We start from the raw sequence: 3,276 nt of genomic DNA on the forward strand, positions 1-3,276 counted from the left end.
ATGGCGCGTGACTTCGATCGTCAGGTCGCCGAACTGCAAGTGCGTGCCGCCATACTCAACCGCTTCACGCGGCTGGGCACACTCACGCAAAAGGCTACGTATCCATGCTTTCCTATGAACCGATTTGCCTAGAGACAATTGGAGAGAATGCTGGCACAGGCTGCAGCGTAGAATAGGGGAAGGAGYCGTAATCACATCGCAAGCGTGAACTGTTCTCAGCAGCAGGAAATTGTCAATAAAACAAATATTAGGAAGGAGCATCCATGGCCTGGCAATTTGTTTTTCAAGCGACATCTATCAGCGCACTCGACTCGATCCGTGCACAGGGATTGATTGCCAGTCGCGACGCCCGGCTCAAACTTGGCATTACCGCAGGATTTACCAACCTCAACCTGAGTACGCGTGCGGTGACAGAGGATGACCGACAAAATATATTTTTTGGTTCCTTCGCTACCGCGCTAAAGTATGCGCGCGAAGAAATCAACAACCGCCTCCCACCGGGGCCCATGGCGATTCTCAGAGCGCTAGTCAACAGCGCAGATCTAAGCGGCGAGGATGGCTTGAGCGGATGGCGCTGCCCCAAGAACGTGCCGCCCCGGATGCTCTTTGTCGTAGTCGCGCGACCGCGCTGGCAATGGGAGCCTTTGGTGAACACGTCCCCACCGTCCAATATCTTTAACTTCCTTGGATCGCAGGGGAATTTCGAGGAATTGGTCAGCACCCTCGATGCGAATGTCCCGGACCGCGCCAACCCGCCCCGCACCGGGCCACCAGCCAAAAAGTTTGTGTTCCCTACAAAGGTGTCGTAAGGCTTGGAAGACCATGGCTCGGCGTTGCCACGCCCGCGTAGCATCGGCACGATTGGCAGCTCACCTTAAGGGAACGCTGCAGGACGAGGTCGAAACCAAGGCCGCTACGTACCAAGCCCCACAAGTTCATGACTCAAAAGGCAAGCTGATGGTGCGCTCGTTAAGTTGGGTGGATTGCGGCGCCCACGGCTGCTGACCTGGCTAGGACCGCAAAATATCATCGCGCGATGGCCCAACTCGACGCAGCATAACTGCCGAGGAAAAGGCGCAGCAGTACCTACGCCGCGCTCGACGCGGCTGTGGCATTGAGAGGGGCGGCACAGTGCCGACCTCGTAATAAGGAAGAAGATGAGCACAGTTTTCGGCTTTGTTGCATAARTCGGTCCCAGYAGCCCGCTCGGGCGCAGGTAAACTGACGACATGAGTGCTCYTGCAAAACCGAAGTACCGAACGACCAATTGGAAAGCATACAACGCGGCGCTGAASGCGCGCGGCTCGCTGCACATCTGGCTGGACAAGGACATGTGCTGGCACGGCAGTGCCAGCGGCAAACGGGGTCGCAGCCCGACATACAGCGAGGCGGCGATCCAGTTCTGCCTGACCATCAAGGGCCTGTTCAGTCTGCCCCTGCGCCAGGCGATGGGCATGGCGCAAAGCCTTCTCAAACTGTCCGGCCTCGACTGGCAAGTACCCGACTTCAGCACGGTCAGCCGGCGCCAGAAGAATTTGGCGGTGATGATCGGGGCGCACCCGAAGACGACGGGAGTGCATCTTCTGGTCGACAGCACCGGCATCAAGATGCTGGGCGAAGCCGAATGGAAGGTCAAAAAGCATGGGGCCGATTACCGTCGCCAGTGGCGCAAGATCCATCCCGGCATCGACGCGGACACGCTGGAAATCCGGGCCATCGAAGTGACCGACAACGCGACCGGCGACGCGCCAATGCTGCCATGCCTGCCCGATCAGATCGACGCTGACGAGATGATCGCCAGCGTCAGTGGCAGAAAAGGTGGACCCTCGCGGGCCGACGGCGTCAGAAGCGCCTAAAGTGAAAGCTGCAAAGCTTGCAAGGTTAACCGGAGGATCCACATCATGAATGCTACTCGCAAAACGGTGGTCGGTGTCGACACGGCCAAGAATGTATTCCAGCTGTACACGGTGGACAAGGAGACGGGCGGCATGAGCAAGCGTGGCGACACGTACCTTCGAACGCTGCTGATCCATGGAGCACGCGCAGTATTCCGTCACGCCAAGACGCCCAGCGCGTGGTTGCRGCAACTSAGYCARCGCCGGCCRCCCAACGTGGTGATCGTYGCRCTGGCCAACAAGATMGCGCGCACGATCTGGGCGGTRTTGGCCCATGAGCGYGYGTATGACAAGRACCACGTCAGCTTAAAGCCGCTCGCGCACTCGACGTGAAGAATGCCTTTAACTGACGAAAGAATGACACGTCACCAGTTGCGTTAGGTATTGAAAGTGATGACAGACAGGTCAGACCGGGATCCATTAAACCTGAACTTCTTCCTGGGCCACCAAGCCCGTATTTGGAATGAGGCGTGGATCAGCGGATTTCATCGGGGCCAGCGGCGTTGCCGGGTACAAGGCCGGATATAGAACTGCGACTTTCCTCGTCTGAACAGAGCTGAAAATACCTTGCAAAAGGGAGGCGTCCATATAGAAGAAGTGGACTGGCTATCATCGACGCAGTCTCGTTGAAACAAAAATGCGATGCTTMAAACTGCTCGRTGAACGSGTSATGGCGCGTGACTTCGATCGTCAGGTCGCCGAACTGCAAGTGCGTGCCGCCATACTCAACCGCTTCACGCGGCTGGGCACATCCCAGACCGTCGCCATGCCCTGAATCCGTCGGGGGTTTGGGGTATTAGTGTGCCGCAGCAAGCGGCGTAGGAGATGAGGGTAGGCCCCTCGCAATCGGCTTGCAGGAGCGGGTTGATATCGACGCCACATCTGTTTCAGTGTATCGAGATCTTTTCGTTGGTATGCACCGACGAATTCTTTAAAACGGCTAACGAACCTGGTTTGCGTGGCATAAAGTTCACGCCAATTGACGAAGCCTACACTTACGATCCGGGGACAGACTGGTGCACTGTCTGAAACTTCGGTGCGTCATCCTTTATTTGAAATAATCGGGCACCACTAAACGGGCTCCACAGCATCTTGAACTCAATGAATGATGAGCGCATCGTTCGGTGGACCAACAGGCACCCGGTTCGCCTCCACCATATTGAAATTCAATAAAATCCCGTTCGACTTCTCCATCTCAAGAATATCGTAGATCCACCACGTCGGAACGATCGCAAGCGACTTGTCCGGGTTGAGGACGCTGGCGACATAATGCTCGTCCAGATAGTCATCCTTGAAGTTCACTTCGTTCCAATCCCAGCCGAACTGCCTGACGTATTGTTCGCCCAGCGTCACGGCTAGCCCGGCCACCTGGTCCTCGTCC

The 3,276-nt window shown here is 56.7% G+C and carries 2 protein-coding genes and 3 pseudogenes; 4 read left to right on the forward strand and 1 reads right to left on the reverse strand.

The window, feature by feature from the left end:
* The first annotated feature begins 263 nt into the window (after positions 1 to 263).
* The 4 genes and pseudogenes from AC1DYX_RS29625 to AC1DYX_RS29640 form a co-directional block, all read left to right on the forward strand.
* On the forward strand, positions 264 to 809 hold the full coding sequence (locus tag AC1DYX_RS29625) for a hypothetical protein (protein WP_477265577.1): 546 nt from the start codon (positions 264 to 266) through the stop codon (positions 807 to 809).
* Between the two features lie 420 nt (positions 810 to 1,229).
* A pseudogene (locus AC1DYX_RS29630) lies at positions 1,230 to 1,811 on the forward strand (IS5 family transposase); the annotation flags it as partial.
* Between the two features lie 156 nt (positions 1,812 to 1,967).
* Positions 1,968 to 2,228 (forward strand): annotated as a pseudogene (locus tag AC1DYX_RS29635) (IS110 family transposase); the annotation flags it as partial.
* A 259-nt stretch (positions 2,229 to 2,487) separates the two neighbouring features.
* Positions 2,488 to 2,670: pseudogene (locus AC1DYX_RS29640) on the forward strand (IS5/IS1182 family transposase); the annotation flags it as partial.
* A 323-nt stretch (positions 2,671 to 2,993) separates the two neighbouring features.
* Here the strand turns inward: AC1DYX_RS29640 and AC1DYX_RS29645 are convergent.
* A partial coding sequence (locus AC1DYX_RS29645; protein ID WP_477265579.1) for a hypothetical protein occupies positions 2,994 to 3,276 on the reverse strand: 283 nt, incomplete at its 5' end.

The organism is Massilia sp. P2_C2 (genome assembly GCF_056404615.1).